Below are 17,948 nucleotides of genomic sequence, written 5' to 3' on the forward strand. Positions count from 1 at the left end.
CTGTTCCTTTTGGCAAGCAGAGGGCGAAAGCCGTTGACGCATCACCCGCGACAAGCGGCGCAGCGCGAACGGGGGTGTCGCGACGTGCACCTGAAATCATCCTGCCTCGGGGCTCCGATAGCCAGCCAGACGCTGGCGTAGCCGCGAGAATTCATCAATCATTGGTGAACCCACCGTGGAGCCCCTGCGCGCGCACACGGAGCTACTCGGATCCCTCCTGCTGTGTGGCCTGCCACTCTGAGGCGTAGCGTAGTGCGCGCTGGAGCGATTCGCCGAGCTGTGGGCTCTCGGTAAAGACGCGCTCGGCCCGCAATTGCTCAAGGACCTTCGTGTCACGTAGCTGTCTGTGGACTCGTTGATTCACCCCCGCGAGCACGAGCATTCCTCCGGCACTTCGAAGATCAGCCGCGTACTTCTCGAGCACCTTGATCACCGTGCTTCCCAGCTCGTCCTTCCCGCGCAACCGAAGAATCACGACGGTGCCTGTGCAGTCGCCCCTCGCTTCCGGGAGCTGCGAGCTAAAGACGGGCGCCGATGCGAAAAACAGGCTGCCGTAGGTCACGAGCACCACGACTTCCGACTTGGCCAGCACACGTGGTGGCTCAGACTCAACCGGGAGCTGTGCATGCGGGCCGAACTCCCAACGTTTCACCACGACTCGATTGGATTGTCTGGCGACGTGCAGCACGATCGCAAGGCCAACCCCAACGATCACCGCGTACTGCAGCGGGATGATGAGGGTGAGCACGAACGTCACGGTGAGCACGGTGAGCTGGATCGGACCAGTGCGCATGACCATGGCGATGTCGCGTGGTTTCACGGTGCGAATACCGACGAGGATGAGCAGCCCGGCGAGCGCGGGCATCGCGATGAACCCGATGACTTGGCCAAGCAGGAGGATAACGAGCGCCATGACAATCGCGGCAACGAGGTTTGCGAGGGCAGAGCGGCCACCGGCGGACCGCACGAGGGCGGTGGCCGACATCGACCCGCCGACAGGCATGCCCTGAAACAGTCCTGTGGCCAGATTCGCGAGGCCCTGCCCGCGGAAGTCTGCGGACGGGTCAGCGTACCTGCCGTCTGGGTTGGGAATCGAGCTGCTGATTGCGGCACCTTGGACGAGGCCGACGAGGGCAAGCGAGAGCGCGGGCACGACGAGCTCGAGGGTGAGCGAGAGGTCGGGAAGCGCGAGCCCAGGCAGGGTATTCGGTATCTCGGCGACGTCTGAGACGAGCGCGATGCGCCCCGGACCGAGAAGCGCCGCAGCCCCCGACCCCACCGCAACTGCGACGACCATCCCGAGCGCTCCGAGCGGGGTTCGCTCAAGCACAAGCACAAGCACTATCGTGACAAGGCCGACAAGTACGGTGAGCCAGTCGAATTCGAATAGGTGAAGCGCGGTGTCAAGCGCCCGAGCGACCCGGTTGTCCCCCGAACTCGTGTAGCCCGTGACAGTGTCCAGTTGCCCAAGCACAATACTTACCGCGACCGCGTTGATGAAACCGACGAGCACCGCTGTCGGGATGAACCGAACGAGTTTCCCCGCGCCGGCAAGCCCCAGCCCGAACATCGTGAGGCCCGTCAGAAACGCGAGCGTCGCGAGGGCGATGCCGGCCCCGTCTCCTGACTGCGTCTGGGGCACGTCCGAGATGATGACGGCCATTGCGCCGGTTGCCTGCACGGTCATCAACACGGAACCCGCGGCCAGCGCGCCGCCGATCGTACCGATCAGGTACCCATAGAGGCCGAAGACTGGGTTGACTCCAGCGAGAAGCCCTGCCGCAAGCCCGTCGGGCACGCTTTCGACACCGAGCACGAGCCCAGCCTTCACGTCGGAGGCGACAGTCGTCTTGTTCCCGAACCGTCGCAAGTAGCTTCGCACTGCCCGCCACGCGGCGCTGTTTACCCCGCGCATTCGGTGTCCGTACGCAACGTGTCGACGGCTTCGCGGTTTGTCGCGAACATCGCGGTTCGTTCGGTCAGCCCGAAGTGTGCAAGCCTGCCCCTCAGCTCGGAGCGAGCTCTCGAGTAGCTGAGAGAGAGGCCGCGACGCTCAAGCCACTCTCGAACTCCTGCCAGGGCTTCAGCGCCAGTGACGTCGATGTCGCTGACGCCTTCAAGGTCGAGTACGACGGCGGATACCTCAACGGGTGCCAGACGGACCCGATCTTTCACGCCCTCGGCGATCTCCACCCCATTTGCGAAGAACACGGGAGCTGCAAAACGCAGGATGACCACGCCTGGAGCCGTCTCACCAAGGTCGCTCCGCGCGGCGAACACAGTCTCGGCTCCCTCCGGTGAGCCGTCCGCTGGCCCCAACAGGTCGATGCGCGGGTGCGCGGCTCGACGCGCGAGGTTCACGAGTGAGAGCACAAACGCGAGCCCCAACCCACCGAGGGGCCCCAGTACCAAGACTCCGAGGAAACAGGACGCTCCGACGAGGCACTCGGACCGCGACTGCGCCCACAGCGCCTTCAGCTCTCCGAGGCCGAGTAGCCGGACGACGGCAACCGCGACGACTGCACCAATGGCGGGCGCGGGTATCGTTGCCAGGATCGACGTCCCGAAGAGCAACAGCAGTAGCGCCCCCACGGCCGTCACCAGTGTCGGAAGCTGGGTGCGCGACGACGCGGCATCCATCGCCGCGGTCCGGGACGTTGATGATCCCACGGCGAAAGACGAAAACAGGCCAGCAATGACGTTCGCGGTGCCGAATGCGAACAGGTCGCGATTGGGCTTCGTTCGATACCCGTTCTTCTCAGCATACGAGCGTGACACGAGCAGCCCCTCGGCGATGGTCACCATCGTGAGAGCGAGCGCAGAGGGGATCAGGCTGAGCCATTCCGCAACGCTGATATGCGGCACCGCAAAAGTTGGTGGTCCGGCGGTAACCTCACCAAGCACTGCGACGCCGCGTGATTCAAGGTTGAGCCACCATGTTGCGAGGCTTCCGAGCACGAGCACGACGAGGGCCCACGGCGCTATTGGCGCCAAGCGCCTGCCGCCGAGCAGGATCGCGATCGCGAGCACGCTCATTCCGAGCGACCACGGGTTGACCTCTGCGAGCGAACCGAGGAGCTCTCCCGCCTTTTCAACGAACTCACCGCCGCGAGCAACGCTAATTCCCAGCATCTTGGCCGTTTGACTCACGAGGATGTCGAGCGCCAAACCACCGACGAAGCCGATCAAGATCGGCTTCGAGAGAAAGCTCGCGAGAAAGCCCAGCTTGAGAAGCGAGGCGACAATGAACATCGCTCCGCTCAAGACGGCCTGTGCTGCGGCCATCACGGCAAAGTTCTCTCCGGCCACCCCCAGCGCGGTGAGCGACGAGAAGACGAGTGCCGCCGCCGCCGCGTCGGGCGAGACGACGACCTGCCGGGAAGATACTACGAACGTGTACGCGATGGCCGGAAACACGAGTGCATAGAGCCCCGCGGTTGCAGGCAGCCCGGCCGTTTGGGCATAGCCGATGTTCAGCGGAATTGCGATCGCAAGCAGCGTCACTCCCGCGAGTATCTCTCGGCCGATATTCTCTCGGGTCACGCCGCGCAGGGGGCCGCGCCATCTGCTCATCGTGGGATCACTCACTTCACCGTCTGTCGTCAAGTCACCATGGGCGTTCGCCAAAGGTTCACACTGCTACGAGTCAACTCTGCCAAGTGGATCGCACTGGGCACACGATTCTGGCTGCGATTCACCTGAAATTGAGGATCTGTGCTTCTCCTCACGGTCGACTGGAAGCTCTCATCAATTGCTAATGACGTTTTGCTTCAGAGGTGGCCGCCGGCGCCGGTCCAACGGACGATAGACGGGAGAAACCCCTCATTGTGTGATTAGAAAGTGACTTCAATGGCCACAACGTTCTCCCGTTCCGTTTCGCTTCTCGCGTGTGGTGCGCTCGCACTCACTCTCGCGGCGTGCAGCTCCCCCGCCCCAGAAGAGAACGAGAGCGCAGCATGCGACGCGTACACCGCATTCGTGACGACCGTTGATGATGCACGTGCGTCGCTTTCCGCCTCGTCCACAATCGAAGAGATCAACGTTGCCCGCGACGACGTTCGCGGGTCGTACGAGAAGCTGCAGGAGGCACTCGTCGAGGTGAACAAGGACAGGGACTCGGCGCTCGAGAGCGCTTGGGCCGACTTCGACAAGGCGGTCACAAACATCGATCCCAACATGACAATCCCTGATGCTGTTGCCTCGCTCCAGGAAGAAGTCGCTGGCATCGAGACAGCCAAGCAGGGGCTCGACAAGTCACTCGCCTGCAGCTAACCGCGACGCAATCGCCGAGGAGACGTAATGTTGAATGAAATGACGAGCGCGGAGATCTCTGCACGCGCCACAGACGCGGTCCGTTTTGGCTACGCGATGGTCGAAAGCTACAGGACCATGTACGCGCAGGCAATCGATGCGACAGATCCACGTTTCCTCGGCGGGTTCGGCGTGTACCGCCACTACCGTGAGCCCTCCACTCCGGAAAGTCGCGATGTCATTACCCCGAACAACGACACGCCGTACTCCTGGATCTGGTTCGACCTCCGGGCGGAGCCAGTCGTCGTGACTGTCCCAGAGATCGACAGGTACTACATCATCCCGATCGCCGACCTGTACACGATTTACTCGGGCTACATCGGCACGCGGCTGACCGGCTCGGGCGCCGGCTCATATCTCGTCGCCGGCCCGAACTGGCGCGGCGAAGTTCCAGCCGGCATTTCGGGAGTGATCAGAGTCACGACCGACTTTGCAATGTCAGCGACCCGCACGGAGCTCACGAACGACGGCATAGATAGCCTCGCCGCTGTTCAGTCGTCGTACGAGGTTCAACCGCTGAGCGCCTTCCTCGGCGAGCCGGCCCCGCCCGCAGCTCAGCAGCTTGAGTGGCCGGTCTGGGACGAGGAGGGCGCGGCCGGGCTGTGGTTCTTCGATACCCTTGACTTCCTGCTCGGGCTCTCGCCTGTGCTTCCAGAAGACGCCGAGATCCGCGCACGGATGGCGGAGATAGGTCTCGACGGTACTGGCACTTTTGCGGCGAAGCAACTCACCGCAGAAGCCGCGGCGGCATTCACCGCGGGCCAGGCACAGGCGCTCGCGGAGATGTCGGCGCGCGAGAAGACGATGCAGTCAAATCTTGGGCTCTTCGGCACTCGCGAGGAAATGTCTGGCAAGTATGACGACCGCAACCAGGGGGCAAAGATTGGGCTCTACGGGCTGCCGCCTGAGGAATCATGGTATGGCGGCTGGCTTGTCGAACCGACGGGAGAGTTCCTTCAGGGGTCGCCCGGATACACCGTGCGGTTTGATGCCGATGAGCTCCCGAAGGCGCGGTTCTTCTGGTCGGCGACGATGTACACGCTGCCAATCCGTTACTTGAGCCAGAACCCGATCTCGCGCTACTCGATCGGCGATCGAACCGACGGCCTCGTCTACGGCGAAGACGGAAGCCTGACGCTCGCTTTCACCCATTCCGAGCCCACTGATCCTGCGCTTCGCGCGAACTGGCTGCCTGCACCGGAGGGCCCGTTCACTGTGATCCTGCGGGCCTACGGTGCTGACGAGACGATGGTCCGCGGCGAGTACAGGGTCCCGCCCGTCGTGAAGTACGCCGGCTAGCGCCGGACGTCGCGCGCAGGGGCACTCCCCACGCGCGAGATTCCGGCGGGTTGCTCTCCCCCACCCCAGCAACCCGCCGGATCCTGTGTCGTGACTGTGCACAGGCCAAGGTCTGTATAGAATTCCCAGCATGGGGGGTTCAGAGTCACAGGGGCGTTCAGCGACGGCCTGGTTTTTTGCGACGCCCCCGGACACCCGCAACGGGTGGATGATGCGCGAGCGGCTGAACCTCACTCTCTCGCACGACATTGCCACCCATGCGGCTGTTATCGTCGAGGCTCCGTCTGGATATGGGAAGACAGTCGCACTGTCGCTGTGGGCACGTACTCAAACCTCGCCAACCGCGTGGTTGACTGTGTCTTCCCACGACACCGAGGCGGCGCAATTGCTATCTGGCGTGCTCACGGCGCTCGCGAGGGTGTCGCCAGAGGTACCGCCGCTGAGCACGCTGCTTCGCAGGCTGCAAGACGGTGACATCCTCGCACAGCCAGCGGTTGTGGAACTCCTCGAACTCGTGTTGAGCGATTTCCCCGACACCGTGCTCGTCATTGACGATGCGCACCTCACCTCCGCAACAGCTTTCGAAGCCGTGATCCTGCCGCTGATCGCGCACGGGAGAGGCCGCCTCCGGCTGATCGTCGCTGCCTCACGAGACATTCGTACCTGGTGTGCACGCGAACTCGCGCACGGTTCCGCTACCATCATTGACGCGCAGCGCCTCTCGTTTACAGCCGACGAACTCGAGGAGCTCGCGACTCAATTCGCGGGGCCCCAGGGAGAGAGCCTCCAGGCCGCAGATCTGTGGGACGAGACACAGGGGTGGCCAGTCGCAGTCCAGTTCGCGCTGCAGAGCGGGATCGCCTACCCGAAGCACGAATCGGCTGAAACCGAGACGATCACCCGCTACGTCGAGTCAGCAGTGCTCGGCGGGCTCGACGAGTCGCTGCGTGACTTCATTGTCGCGGCGACAACGTGCGGCCGGCTCACGGGCGACCTCGCGCAGCACCTCACTGGCTGCTCAGACGCCGCCGCGCTGCTTGAGGAATGCCACAGTCTCGGGCTCTTCCTCGACAGGTTCCAGCACGCCACATCCACCACCGTCTACCGATGGCACTCGGCTTTCGCACGCCACTGTCAAGCGATTCAGGCACGCAACAACCCGAGTGGGTATTCCAAGCTGCACCGACGTGCTGCCGAGTGGCTCTCAACTCGCTATCCGGCAGAGGCCGTCAACCACGCACTCGCATCTCACGATCCTGAGTATGGGCTTCAGATCGTCGAGCAAAACTGGCTGCAACTCATCACTGGCGGGCAGGCCGGCACGCTGAACTCCGCATGCGCACAGTTCCCCGCCCCGTGGGACAGCGTTCCTTCGTTACAGCTCATCCGCGCCTGCGTGCTGGACGTATTCGGAGACCGGCACAGCGCCGAGATGCTTGCGGCCCAGGCCAGAAGTGCGCTCCGGCAAAACCCTCCCGACCCGCAAGCACTCGCCCACTCAACAGCGGCCTTCGCAGACCTCTTCCTCATCCACGAGCAGACCGGACTGCAGACCGCGGTTGAACACGCGCACGCGCTCCTGACGAGCGCGCCAATGACAACAAGCCAGTATCTTCACGGAGTATTTCTCGTTGGCTGGTCGTCGATGCGGCTCCGCAGCAACCCCTCGCGGGCGATTAGCCTGCTCGCGTCGGCCGCGTCTGGCGCACGAGACGCGGGGCATGCGGTGCTCGCCGACCGCGCGACCGCGAACCTGTCGCTCGCACTCGCCGTTGGCGGGCGACTCGCCGAAGCACAGTCGACGTTAGAACAGTTGTTGAGCGTGCAGAACCTCATCGAATGGGAGTACTACGACGGCGGCATCGACGTGATGGCGGCGGTGCTCATCGCGTTCTGGAGAAATGATCTCGATGCTGTCGTGAGACTCGGGCGAGAACTCCACGCTCACGGCGGCCATGACAGCTCATACGCCGCGCTCGCGCGCGTGCACTTTGCGTTCGCCGCTGCACGGCTACACGACAACAGCCTGATCGACGAGGCGGCCAAGATGCTGCGAGAGATCTCAAGCAGCGAGAAGCATGGGGTGCCGTGGCCTGCCTATCGTCGGATCGGTGCGGCCCACCTCGCTATGGCCCGCGGCGACGAGGAGGGCGCGCTCAGGGAACTCGAGAGCATCGTCGATTGGCAGAGCATTCCCACGACACTCGTGCTCGCGGCTGAGCTGTACCGGCGACTCGGGAAACACGATCAGGTGATGGCAATGCTCGGGGGCATCACCAAACAGGAAGTCGTCTCCTACACCTACGCAAGCGCGCAGTTCACCCAAGCTGCCGTCGCGTGGTCACGCCGTGACCGCGCGACTGCGCACCAACGTCTCGAGCGCAGTCTTGCTGTCGCCGCGCGAGAAGGGATCATTGCCCCGTTCGTTGACCTCGATGACATCGGGCGCGAGCTGCTGACAGAGCATTCTTCGTGGGGAACTGAGTTCGAGTCTTTCATCGCGGCCCGGCTCGCCTACCGCCCCTCGGGCGGGACGCAGGACTCCCCTGCACCCTCGCAGCTATCGCTTCGCGAACGAGAGATTTTCAGTTATCTGGCGACAACGATGACTGCGGAGGAGATCGCTGCAGAGCTGCATGTCTCAGTGAACACGGTTCGCTCGCATCAACGTTCGATCTATCGAAAGCTCGGGGTCAATACTCGACGTGAGGCCGTCCGGGCACACAAGCTGAACCGATAGCCGCTTTTGGCGGCTAGTGGTGCAGCAGGGCCTTTGCCAAAATGATCACGATCCCGAATGCCGCAGTTGACGCCGCACCGATCAAGCGAACATGGATCGCCGCGCCCTTCCGTGAGTAGGCAAGGTAGCCCAGGATGGCGAGCACTCCAACGATCGCCCACAGTGCGAGCCAATCCGCTGTACGCGCCTCGAACACGCCAAGCGCGCTGAGTACCAGCGGAATCGCGGGAGGTATGACAGCAGTGAGAAGCCCGCGGGAGCGGGTCAGGGAGTGCCTGAATGCGACCCCCAGTGACACGTGCGCAGCCGCGTTGCCGCTGTGCGCAGCAACTGTTCCAGCGTAGACGTGAGCCGCCCAGAAGACCCCGACAGTAATCGCGATGAACGCGAGCGTCTGGACTGGCCCTTGGCCAGTCGAACCTGCCACCGCGATGAGTCCCGCGACGAGAATGAGGCCGTACACCCCCTCCTCGGTCGACAGATGGACCTGCTGCAGGAGGTCAGGTTGCTCCGCCTCCTCGCGAGAGGGTTCCGACATGTCGCTCGCTTCCTTGTTCATGGTCAACACAATGATATCCGACAGACGTCGCGCCTCGAATTAGGCGGCGGTCGCCGCGACGCGGAGCCGCCACAGCGAAGTAACCTCGCGGGATCGCGCCGCATGCAGTATGTCAGTGGCGTCAGACGCGCGGCCGTGGGCAGGCGTCGTGTCGAGACGGTCGATCACTTCGAGCCCGGCGCGGGCAATTGCGTCTAGCAGCATCACCCGCGTGCGCAATCCAAGGAGCTCTGCGAGATCGGAGATGACGAGCCAGCCCTCGCCCCCTTCCGACAGGTGATTCGGCAGGCCGGCAAGAAAGCTCAGCAGCATCTGGCTTCCGGGATCGTAGATCGCCGCGTCGAGCGAGGTGGCCGCGCTGCCCGGCAGCCACGGCGGGTTGCAGACGATGAGCGAGGCCCGACCGTCGGGGAACATGTCGCACATTCGTGCCTCCGCGACCTCCTCGATACCGAGACGCTCGAAGTTCTCAGTCGCGCAGTGAACCGCCCGCTGCTGCACGTCGGTGCCGATGACGCGACCGATCCCACGCTTCGCGAGTACTGCCGAGAGCACGCCAGTACCGGTACCAATGTCGAAGGCGAGATCGTGTGCCGGAAGTGGCGCGGTAGCAACGAGGTCGACATACTCGTGGCGCGTCGGCATGAACGTGCCATAGTGGGGGTGGATCTTCGCTCCGAGGCTCGGCACGTCGACCCCGTTCACGTACCACTGATGCGCGCTCAGCACGCCGACGAGTTCCTGGAGGCTGACAACTGCGCGATCCTGCTCGCCTAAGGCAAGCTCCCCGTAGGCGAACCGGATAGCCGCATCGACCTCGGGCGCGCGCGGCAGCGGGATGCTCACGACGCCACACTGCAGTTCAAGGGGAATCAGGATCAGTGAAAGCATCCGAGAGCGCTGAGCACGCGTCTGCCGGATCCGGTAGAACTGCTCCGCCGCGATCGCGGGCGCTGCGCCGCGCTTACCTGCCCTCGCGCCCTGCTTCGTGAGGCGACGGCCGATAGCGCTCAGGATCTGCTTTGCGCCCTGAAAGTCGCCCTGCCAGAGCATGGCCGTTCCCTGCGAGGCAAACCCGATGGCGCGGTCAGCAGTGAGCCTGTCGTCGACCAACACGACGTGCTTCGGTGCTGGCCGCTCGCTCGCGCTCAACCACTTCGCCGACGATTGCGCTCCACGCTCTTCCCAGGTCACTGCCGTTCGAGCGGGATGCTGTTGCATGATCGGGCGCCGCCTTCCGGTCGGATCTCTGTGGGGCCGTGAGCCGCGCAGGCGCGACACGACGAAAGACATCACCCAGTCTACCGGCGGGCACCCCGCCGACGTGCTGAGCTGGCTCGCTGCGGCGGATTCATAGATCGTCGCGCGCAGCGTCCGGCAGTGCTACATTCAGAGCATGGCAGAGCAGCTTGGTTCACAGGGCGCAGCTGGCAGCGCCGTCGCACGGCGAATGGTGCGGGACGACTGGGAGTGGATTCACCAGTGGTTCGAGGACGAGACGCTCAACACCGAGCTCGGCCCGCTCGACAACGAGTGGCTCGAACACGTGCTCACTGAGAACGATGGCGTCGAGCTCGTCATCGAAGCCGCGCACCCCGCCACCGGCAAGCTCGCGCCCATTGCACTCGTCGGCGTCGTCTGGGGCGCACCCGAAGCCGACCCGAGAGCCGGAGGAGGCGCCGAGGACGCGGTAACGGGCGACAGAGCGGCCGAGACCGGCCACGCGATCACCGACCTCGCGATCGACCCCGCGCGGCGGGGCTTCGGACTCGGGCGAACAGCCATCAACGCGACAATGGCCTGGCCCGATCATCCCGCGACAGACTCATGGATCGCGTTCGTTGACCAGGAAAACGAGGGTGCGAGACGCTTCTTCGAAGCGATCGGATGGACGTACGAAGGCCTCGACGGCGAGGGTGATGACGCGATGCACCGCTTCGCGACCCACGCCCCGTAGCGGGCAGCAGCGAGCCAGCTGGTCAAGCCTCAAGCCTATCCCCCGCCCCTGAGAACGGATTGATCCGGCCTTCATAGTCTGGAGGTGTTCACACGACGCACCGCTCAGGAGGCATGGAATGAAAGCTGCACGCTACTACGGCAAGAATGACGTCCGCATCGAGGAGATCGAAGAGCCAGCGCTGCGCCCAGGCACCGTGAAGATCGCGCCTGCGTACAACGGGATCTGCGGCAGCGATCTGCACCTCTACCATGACGGCCCGATGCCGCCCGCCCCGACCGACACCGCCGCACACCCAATTTCAGGCGAGACCCTCCCAGTCGTGTTCGGCCACGAATTCTCGGGCGTCGTCGAAGAGGTCGGCGAGGGCGTCACCGGAATCGCAATCGGCGATCGCGTCGCCGTCGAACCGCTCATGGTGTGCGGCGTCTGCCACGCCTGCAAGGCTGGAAAGTACAACCTGTGCGAGAAGATGGGGTTCATCGGCATCTCGGGCCTTGGCGGTGGGTTGTCCGAGCACATCGTCGTTGAGAAACGCTGGGTACACAAGGTTGGCGATATGCCGCTCGACCAGGCCGCGCTGCTCGAGCCGCTCGCTGTAGCGCTGCACGCTGTCCGCCATGCCGGTGCCGACAACGCCGCGGGAAAGACAGCCGTCGTCGGCGGGGCGGGCCCGATCGGGCTGCTCACCGCAGCTGTGCTCCGTGCGTACGGCGTGAAGACAATTGTCAGCGAGGTCTCCCCTGAGCGGCGCGCGAAGGCGAAAGACACCGGTGTTGCCGACGTTGTCGTTGACCCCTCAGTTGAGGGGCTTGGCGATGTCGTGCGCGAACAGACAGGCGGCGCGATGGCTGACTTCGCGTTCGACGCTGCCGGTGTCGGCGTGGTACTCGATCAGTTGTTCGACGCTCTCGGGGCGGGCGGCCGACTTGAGGTGATCGCTCTGCACACGCGACCCTACGAGCTGGACGTCACAGGCAAGCTCACCATGCAGGATCGGGTGCTCGGCTCCGCAATCGGCTACGCGAACGACCACGCCGAGGCGATCAGGCTCGTCAACACGGGACTCGTCGACCTCGCCCCGTTCATCACGAGCAAGATCACCATCGACAACATCGTGAAGGACGGCTACGAGAAGCTGCTGCACGACCGCAGCGAAGTCAAGATCCTCGTATCGATGAGCTAGCGAGCTCCGGTCGTGCGGTGAACTCGGCGTTCTCCGCCGGGCCAACCGCACGACCACCGCAAGTAGGGGATCTACTAGAGCTGAGCGACAATCGCGCTCGCGCGATCCTGCTGTCCGGTTTCTTTAAGTAGCGCGATGAGTTCACCGGCCGCAAGCAACCGTTCCTTGCGTTTCTTCGCGGCACTGAACCCCTCGAACGCAGACTCGAGCCCCCAGACCGCTGCCTCGGTGTCGCCCCTGTCACGGTGGATTTTGCCTGCCAGCCAGAATGCGTGGGATGCGTCGGCGAGCATGCCGAGCTGCGCAAATTCTTCGCCGGCGCGGAGCGCCTCCGAGGCGGCCCGTTCGCTGTCGAGACCGTCACCGAACGAGCGGCCGCGGGTCGCTGCAAGCGACCGAGCGAGCGTGTCACGAAGCGTCGCCCGTTCGATGCCCCACTCCTGTGCGCGCTTCTCAGCGAGTTCCTCGGTGAGCCCCGCCCTGTCGAGCTCTGGGTGCGCAGCAAGCGCGGCCGCAGTCGCGCGAATCTGCGCTTCGGCGTCGTTCATGCGATCAGCGACAGGAGCCCAGGCGGCGAGTATCGCAGCGAGGGTCCCTGCGTCGGCACCGCCCGAGCGGAGCAGCGGGAGTGCGCGGCCGAAAAGCGCGTGGGCGCGTTCCTCGTTCCTGTCGAGAGTCGCACACTGCGCCGCCTCCGCCGCGGCGAGTCCAGCTCGTTCGAGCCAGCCTGCCGTCTCAAGTGGGGTGATCGCCTCTGCATAATCGCGAGTGGCTGCCGAGTAGTCTTTTCGCGCTGCGGCTTCCTCTGCCCGGGCAAGCAGCGAGTCGGGGCCGATCGCTGCGTCCGGCGCCGCTTCCGGTTCATGAACCGACGTGCCGCTATCTGTGAGCTTGCTCCACAGCCGAGCGAGCCCCGAGCGCTGTGGCGGTGCGTCGGGCGTTGCTACAGGAGCGACAGAGTTTGTCGGCACGGCCTGGACAGCGGGTTCGCCCGCACCCCCATATGCCGGTCCAAAGTCGAGCGGTGATGTGGCACGCTCCGCCGCGAGCGCCCGCTCAACGAGGTCAGCGTAATATGTTGTGCCCGAGCGCGCGTCAAACGCCGATGAGTATCCGCGCGACTTGCCGAGTGCCCACGCGTGCAGTTCGGCAACTGTCATGTCGCGTCCCTGCTGCCCGACACCAGGCAGCGAGATTCCTGTCGACTGCTCGCCGCTGTCGAGGTTCGCTGAGAGCCCGGCCAGCAGCCCGAGCAGAAACCGCAGGTGCTGCAGCGGTGATGGCGGGTCAGTCAGCATGTCCCTGTAGTCGCCCCGCAACTCCCTGAGCGCGCGTTCGAAGTGCCCGCCACGCGCGAGCAGTTCAAAGCTCTGACCGCGCGAGGAGGCGAGGTCGCGATTCGCTCGGGTATCACTCGCTGTCGCGCGATTGTAAAAGTTCAGCGACTCGGCTGGCTGCCCGAGGTTCAGTGCCGCAAGCGCGGTCGCGTGAAAGGTCTTCGCCGGCTCGATATTGCACCTGCCGTCCTGAGTCCTACCGAGTTCGAAGGCCTCGGCGAATCGCCCCTGCTCCATGAAGAAGTCGGTCTGCCTGCCAATCACGCACGCATGGCAGTCGTCGAAATCGTCGCGCGGGCTCGAGATCCAGGCGAGGCGCCGTTGCTCGGCATCGGTGGCGCCCGACTGCCACGCCCAGCCAAAGCGCGCGGCGAGCACCGCAGAGATCCCGCTGCCCTGCAGTTCGAAGCGCCGCTGCATGTCGTCGAGGAACGCCTCCGCTTGAGCCGCAGTAATCTGCGGGAAGTCGGGGAGGTCGCTTGCGACCCACTTGAACTCCCAGAACAGGTTGTGCTCGTCACTCGCGTCAAAGAGCTCAGGGCTCGCATCCCAGTGCCGCAGGGCTCGCGCGAACACGACGAAAGATTTCGCTCCTTCGCCGCCAAACGTGTACGCCTCAACGAGATCGAGAAGCGCCTCGGCGAGGTGTTCTTGTGGTCCGTCTGCCTCGATCTTGCGGGCTGCGGCCTCGGCTGCCGCGGTCCTGGCAGTACCGTAGGGCATGTGGCGGATGTTGTGCAGCTCTTGTGCGGCGTTCATTTCGCTCCTCAGGAGTTGGAGTCGGGGTTCGAGTCGGGGCCCGCGGTGGGGCCTTGAGCCGCGTCTGTGGCGGAGCTTGGAGCGGAAAGCGCTGCATCGAGGAGCACCCCGAGCGAATCAGACAGCGCCGCAGACTCGGCTGAGCGTAGCCCCTCGCCTGCAAGCATCACAGCTGACAGGTACAGCGAGCGCAACCCGGCGTCGAACACGTCGCCGCCAGGGGACGCAAGCAACCGGCGTGCGACAGGCGAGCGATCGTTGAGCACGAGAGTGCGCGTGCGCGCCTGGCTCTCCCCTGCGAACGAGTCGAGTAGGCCGTCCCACAGGTCGGGAGATTCGCCGCGTTCGCGATCCAGATCTCGCTTGTGTTCGCCCTCAGAGTCGCGCAGCAGCATCGCAGGCACGGTGTCTGGTTCGAATGCCCGAAGGATCGCGTCGCAGTCCTCATCGGCGAGCACGCCGCGAGCGAGGCTGAGCGCGCCCGCGACGGCCATCTCGCGTTCGACCCCGGGCATACCGAGCACCTGCACGAGGTCAGACGACGTGAGCTCTCGCACATTCCAGCCTGGCTTTGCCGCAAGTTTCGCGAGCAGATCAGAGTCGTAGACGTACCCGGCGTTGACGACGACGAGCCCCTGCGCGCGGGCGACAGCGGCAACGCGCTGAAATGCCTCTGTCGTCGACGTGTACACGAGTTCGCCCTGTGCGGCGACTGCCGCGAGCGTCATGGGGCCGTCGCTTGTTTCAAACGGCAACACCTCTGAGACGAGACTCAGCATGTCGCTGTCGGTGAGTGCGATCGCACGGAGTGCGAGATGGTGCGTCCGCAGCACCTGCTGTGTGAGCTGGCTCGGAGTGCGCAGCGTGTCGAGCGCCCAGCGCTTCACCTGTTCGCCGAGCGCATCGCGCACGCCAAGCAGGATCTCGTCGTCATGCAGCTGCTCACGCGAAGCCGTCGGCGAGAGCGTGTCGCTGTCGATCACCGCGCGGATGAAGAACGCCCACTCCGGGAGCACCCGATCGGTTCGGGCACTGAGGAGCATCCTCTTCATGTAGACCCTGTGCTGGCCTGAACCAGGCGTCACCGCCTGCGGCAGGATGAAGGCGACGCCAGTCACGCCCGCGACAGGGAGGTCGAGGTCGATGTGGCCGAGCGGCGTGAACCCGAAGGTGCGCTCACAGTACTCGGTGAGCGCACGGGAGCGGGCGGAGCCGCTCGGGTGCTCGACGCGCCACGGCAGTTCGGGCTCCGTGACCCGCCTCCACACCGTCTCGGGTGTCTCGCTCTTCCCAACATCCTCGAACGGCACGCGGACGGCAACGTCGAAGGGAAGCAGCGACGCGTACTCGCGGGCGAGCCCGAGCACGGTTTCATTCGCAAGCCAGTGGCTGGTGTCGCGGCGGGCGGTGAGTCGCACAGTCGTGCCGATCTCGATCTCGGGGCCGGCGTCAGGCAGTTCGGTCACGTCGAAAGTGCCATCGGCGCGGCCGTGCCAGCGGATTGGCACCGTGCCAGGTTTCGCCGAACGCGAGGTGAACTCGATCTGTTCGGCGACCATGAACGCGGCGAGCATGCCGATCCCGAACTGGCCGATGAACTCTGCCCGGCCAGTGCCGAGAGCCGCATCGCGTTTCGACGAACGACCGATCGTGGCGAGCAGCTCAGTCGCCTCATCGGCTGTCAGGCCAATGCCCGTGTCTGACACTTCAAGCGTCGCGTTGCCGCCCGCATCGACGTCCGTTTGGAGCCGGATCCGCAGTAGCGCGGCCGGATCCATCGCCGCTCGCGCGGTCACCGCGTCAACCGCGTTCTGGATGAGTTCGCGGAGATACACCTGTGGCCCGGAATAGAGGTGCCTGGAGAGCAGGTCAACCATTCCGGAGAGGTCGACTTGAAAGCGTTCGGACACAGTATTCCTAGAGTTGGCGAGGTGGGGCGAAAACGGCGAGGGCGAGGGCGCTTAGTCCTGCGGCTTCGCTTTCTCCCACGCCTCGGGGAAGACCTCGTTCATGCGCTCGAACGCAGACATGCTCGTGTTGATGACGCAGAGCAGGTGCTGTGAGAGCTGCTCGTCGGTGAGGCCGTGCTCGTAGTCGACGTTCAGCTCAGTGTTCACGCGCACGTTGCCGGCGTCGTCGCGCGCGATGTAGACCTTCGGCCACAGCTTCTCGCGGTTCCAGTCATTCGCTGTCTCGAGTGCTTTCAGGTAGTCGGACTCGGCGAGTTCGCCGCGCCAGAAACCGCGCACGCAGAGCAGTTCGTCGTTGTCGCCGTTCACGAAGAAATAGAACGAGCCGTACTCCCAGCCGCCCCCGATGTCGCCGTCCGAGTCAACGTTGTAGGACCACCCTGCCTGCTCGAGCGAGTGCTTGATGCGGTCCTTCGACAGTGGCTTAAGCGCGCCACCTGCGGCGGGGACTGGAGCGTCCTTCGTGAAAAAACCCATGATTGGCGTTCCTTTCGGGTCGGTTTCTCCAGTTTAGGCAGTTTCAATGACAAACACGTCGAGCCTCCGGGTGGTGGCCGAAGATTCTTCAGCGCACTCCCGGAAGCGTCACCGAGCCAGCAGCCGCAAGCGTGTCGCGGGCGAGCGCTACTGGAACACCGTGAGCCCGTACAGCACGAACACGAAGAGGTGCGCGGCACCGTGCAACGCTGTCACCCGCTTGCCGAAGAACGTTGTCATCGTCAGCAGCAGCGACACCGCAAGCAACACAAGGTTCGTGGGCCCCTCGCCGAGCGTCACTGTCTGGCCGGTGAGGAGGCCGATAGTGAGCACCGCGGGGATTGTGAGCCCGACAGTCGAGACGAGGGCGCCGTGGCAGAGGTTGCTCACGCGCTGAATCTCCCCGGCGAGCGCCGCACGAATCGCGGTGATCGTTTCGGGGAGGAATACGATCATCGCGATCAGGATCCCGGAGAGCGCGACTGGCGCCCCGAGCCTGTCGAGCCCCTCGTCCAGAAGCGACGCCATGTCGTGCGAGAGCAGCACGATCGGAACGACCATCATGACGAGCAGGATCGCGCGTGCAACGAGCTCGGGCCTGTGCTGCGCGAGCGCTCCCGCGAGCTTGCTCTGGGCGCCGGCGTTGTCTGTCCGTGCGGCGCCCACCCCCTCGGCGGAAATCGTCTCCGCATGTTCGACGAGCACGACCTCTTGGAAGTCGGCGCGCTGCGCACCCATCTGGCGCACAAGGAAGAAGGCATAGAGCATCACGGTCAGCCCGATGATCGGGATCTCCTGGCCCGCGGTGTACGAGCCGTTCACGCCGATGATTGCTGGAAGCGCGAACGCGACGGTGACGAGCACGACAAGCAACGAGAGGTATGCGGAGACACCGGACCTGTTAGGTCGCAAGTTGCTGTGTCGGAGCCCGCCGACAAGCAACGACACACCGATGACGAGGTTCAGAATGATCATCGACACCGCCATCACCGAGTCGCGAGCGATCGTTGCGTGCTCGCCGGGGCCGAGCATCACGGCGGAGATGAGGATCACCTCGATCAACACAATCGACAGCGTAAGCACAAGGGTTCCGTAGGGGTCGCCAAGTTTTTCAGCGAGGTGCTCAGCCTCGGTGACAACACCAGACGCTGCAACGAGGATGACGGCGACGATGAGTCCGAGGATCGTGAACAGGACGGGCGTCGGCAGGTCCCCGTCGAGCAACTTCCCGCCAAGCACAAGGACGAGCACGCTCCCCCATCCAAGCGCGAGCTTCGTTAGCGCCGCTGGAGTGAGCACTGTCCGAAAGACTGAAGGTGTAACTGTGGTGGTTGACATCGCGAGGCCTTCCCC

The 17,948-nt window shown here is 64.4% G+C and carries 13 protein-coding genes; 5 read left to right on the forward strand and 8 right to left on the reverse strand.

The window, feature by feature from the left end; genetic code table 11:
• Positions 1 to 202 precede the first annotated feature (202 nt).
• Together ACF07D_RS09200 and ACF07D_RS09205 are read right to left on the reverse strand one after the other, a co-directional pair.
• On the reverse strand, positions 203 to 1,915 hold the full coding sequence (locus ACF07D_RS09200; RefSeq protein WP_391504702.1) for a SulP family inorganic anion transporter: 1,713 nt from the start codon (positions 1,913 to 1,915) through the stop codon (positions 203 to 205).
• Complete coding sequence (locus tag ACF07D_RS09205) at positions 1,903 to 3,543, reverse strand: SulP family inorganic anion transporter (protein WP_391504703.1); 1,641 nt, start codon at positions 3,541 to 3,543, stop codon at positions 1,903 to 1,905. The genes ACF07D_RS09200 and ACF07D_RS09205 overlap by 13 nt, the downstream gene beginning before the upstream one ends.
• 306 nt (positions 3,544 to 3,849) lie before the next feature.
• Here ACF07D_RS09205 and ACF07D_RS09210 point away from each other — a divergent pair, with 306 nt between their 5' ends.
• The 3 genes from ACF07D_RS09210 to ACF07D_RS09220 all read left to right on the forward strand — a co-directional run bounded on the left by ACF07D_RS09210 (position 3,850) and on the right by ACF07D_RS09220 (position 8,350).
• Positions 3,850 to 4,272 (forward strand): hypothetical protein, encoded by a 423-nt coding sequence (locus ACF07D_RS09210; protein WP_391504704.1) that lies wholly within the window; start codon positions 3,850 to 3,852, stop codon positions 4,270 to 4,272.
• 27 nt (positions 4,273 to 4,299) lie between these two features.
• Positions 4,300 to 5,610: a DUF1254 domain-containing protein gene (locus ACF07D_RS09215; protein WP_391504705.1), complete on the forward strand. Its 1,311-nt coding sequence runs from the start codon at positions 4,300 to 4,302 to the stop codon at positions 5,608 to 5,610.
• Positions 5,611 to 5,740: 130 nt separating this feature from the next.
• On the forward strand, positions 5,741 to 8,350 hold the full coding sequence (locus ACF07D_RS09220; RefSeq protein WP_391504706.1) for a LuxR C-terminal-related transcriptional regulator: 2,610 nt from the start codon (positions 5,741 to 5,743) through the stop codon (positions 8,348 to 8,350).
• Between the two features lie 13 nt (positions 8,351 to 8,363).
• On the opposite strand, the gene ACF07D_RS09225 is transcribed toward ACF07D_RS09220, so the two are convergent.
• Together ACF07D_RS09225 and ACF07D_RS09230 are read right to left on the reverse strand one after the other, a co-directional pair.
• Entirely contained in the window at positions 8,364 to 8,888 is a 525-nt protein-coding gene (locus tag ACF07D_RS09225) for a hypothetical protein (RefSeq protein WP_255807926.1), read from the reverse strand.
• A gap of 60 nt (positions 8,889 to 8,948) precedes the next feature.
• Positions 8,949 to 10,130 (reverse strand): methyltransferase, encoded by a 1,182-nt coding sequence (locus tag ACF07D_RS09230; RefSeq protein ID WP_391504707.1) that lies wholly within the window; start codon positions 10,128 to 10,130, stop codon positions 8,949 to 8,951.
• A 175-nt stretch (positions 10,131 to 10,305) separates the two neighbouring features.
• On the opposite strand from ACF07D_RS09230, the gene ACF07D_RS09235 reads away from it, so the two are divergent.
• Positions 10,306 to 10,866 (forward strand): GNAT family N-acetyltransferase, encoded by a 561-nt coding sequence (locus ACF07D_RS09235; protein ID WP_391504708.1) that lies wholly within the window; start codon positions 10,306 to 10,308, stop codon positions 10,864 to 10,866.
• A gap of 118 nt (positions 10,867 to 10,984) precedes the next feature.
• Positions 10,985 to 12,052 (forward strand): alcohol dehydrogenase catalytic domain-containing protein, encoded by a 1,068-nt coding sequence (locus ACF07D_RS09240; RefSeq protein WP_391504709.1) that lies wholly within the window; start codon positions 10,985 to 10,987, stop codon positions 12,050 to 12,052.
• Between the two features lie 74 nt (positions 12,053 to 12,126).
• Here the strand turns inward: ACF07D_RS09240 and ACF07D_RS09245 are convergent, their stop codons facing one another.
• The 4 genes from ACF07D_RS09245 to ACF07D_RS09260 all read right to left on the reverse strand — a co-directional run bounded on the left by ACF07D_RS09245 (position 12,127) and on the right by ACF07D_RS09260 (position 17,933).
• On the reverse strand, positions 12,127 to 14,148 hold the full coding sequence (locus ACF07D_RS09245; protein ID WP_391504710.1) for a hypothetical protein: 2,022 nt from the start codon (positions 14,146 to 14,148) through the stop codon (positions 12,127 to 12,129).
• A gap of 8 nt (positions 14,149 to 14,156) precedes the next feature.
• The gene (locus tag ACF07D_RS09250) at positions 14,157 to 16,058 is read right to left on the reverse strand and encodes an HSP90 family protein (RefSeq protein ID WP_391504711.1); all 1,902 of its coding nucleotides are present in this window, start codon (positions 16,056 to 16,058) and stop codon (positions 14,157 to 14,159) included.
• A 51-nt stretch (positions 16,059 to 16,109) separates the two neighbouring features.
• Positions 16,110 to 16,595: a YbjN domain-containing protein gene (locus ACF07D_RS09255; RefSeq protein ID WP_119284095.1), complete on the reverse strand. Its 486-nt coding sequence runs from the start codon at positions 16,593 to 16,595 to the stop codon at positions 16,110 to 16,112.
• A 147-nt stretch (positions 16,596 to 16,742) separates the two neighbouring features.
• Positions 16,743 to 17,933, reverse strand: a complete 1,191-nt coding sequence (locus ACF07D_RS09260; RefSeq protein WP_391504712.1) for a calcium:proton antiporter — start codon at positions 17,931 to 17,933, stop codon at positions 16,743 to 16,745.
• Positions 17,934 to 17,948 lie beyond the last annotated feature (15 nt).

Source organism: Leucobacter sp. NPDC015123 (assembly GCF_043080205.1).
Classification (GTDB): domain Bacteria; phylum Actinomycetota; class Actinomycetes; order Actinomycetales; family Microbacteriaceae; genus Leucobacter; species Leucobacter aridicollis_A.